This window comes from Pseudoalteromonas sp. NZS127_1 (assembly GCF_015864295.1).
In the GTDB taxonomy this organism is placed as follows: Bacteria; Pseudomonadota; Gammaproteobacteria; order Enterobacterales; family Alteromonadaceae; genus Pseudoalteromonas; species Pseudoalteromonas arctica.
Genome location: NZ_JADYXO010000061.1, coordinates 1 through 1,150, shown reverse-complemented (window position 1 = coordinate 1,150; position 1,150 = coordinate 1). Strand labels below are relative to the sequence as shown.

Genomic DNA, 1,150 nt, shown 5'->3' with positions numbered 1-1,150 from the left:
ATTACGCTACGATAGTTGCTACAACACCAGCACCTACAGTACGACCACCTTCACGGATAGCAAAACGAAGACCTTCATCCATCGCGATTGGTGCGATTAGAGTTACTGTCATCTTGATGTTATCACCAGGCATTACCATTTCTACGCCATCTGGTAACTGTACGTCACCAGTTACGTCAGTTGTACGGAAGTAGAACTGTGGACGGTAACCTTTGAAGAATGGAGTATGACGACCACCTTCATCTTTCGAAAGTACGTATACTTCTGAAGTGAATGTAGTATGTGGGTTGATTGAACCAGGCTTAGCTAGTACTTGACCACGTTCAACGTCTTCACGTTTAGTACCACGTAGAAGTGCGCCGATGTTTTCGCCAGCACGACCTTCGTCTAGAAGCTTACGGAACATTTCAACACCAGTACAAGTAGAACGAGTTGTATCATTGATACCAACAATTTCTACTTCGTCATTGATGCGGATGATACCAGCTTCAACACGACCAGTTACAACAGTACCACGACCCTGGATTGAGAAAACGTCTTCGATAGGCATGATGAAAGGCTTATCGATGTCACGCTCTGGCTCTGGGATGTAAGTATCAAGTGCGTTTGCAAGCTCAACAATCTTATCTTCCCACTCTTTCTCGCCTTCTAACGCTTTAAGCGCAGAACCAGCAATTAGAGGTAAGTCATCACCTGGGAAATCGTATTCTGAAAGAAGTTCACGAACTTCCATTTCTACTAGTTCAAGTAGCTCTTCGTCATCTACCATGTCACATTTGTTCATGAACACGATGATGTAAGGAACGCCAACTTGACGAGAAAGAAGGATGTGCTCACGCGTTTGTGGCATAGGGCCATCAGTCGCAGCAACTACTAAGATCGCGCCGTCCATTTGAGCAGCACCAGTGATCATGTTTTTAACATAATCGGCGTGACCAGGACAATCTACGTGTGCGTAGTGACGTGAAGGAGTATCGTATTCAACGTGAGACGTTGAAATAGTGATACCACGTTCGCGCTCTTCAGGAGCGTTGTCGATTGATGCGAAATCTTTAGCAACACCGCCGTATACTTTTGCAAGTACGTTAGTGATTGCTGCAGTTAGTGTAGTTTTACCGTGGTCAACGTGGCCGATTGTACCAACGTTTAC

The 1,150-nt window shown here is 45.2% G+C and carries 1 protein-coding gene; it reads right to left on the bottom strand.

The window, feature by feature from the left end:
• Position 1 precedes the first annotated feature (1 nt).
• A partial coding sequence (tuf, locus tag I6F50_RS20125) for an elongation factor Tu (RefSeq protein WP_024589504.1) occupies positions 2-1,150 on the bottom strand: 1,149 nt, incomplete at its 5' end.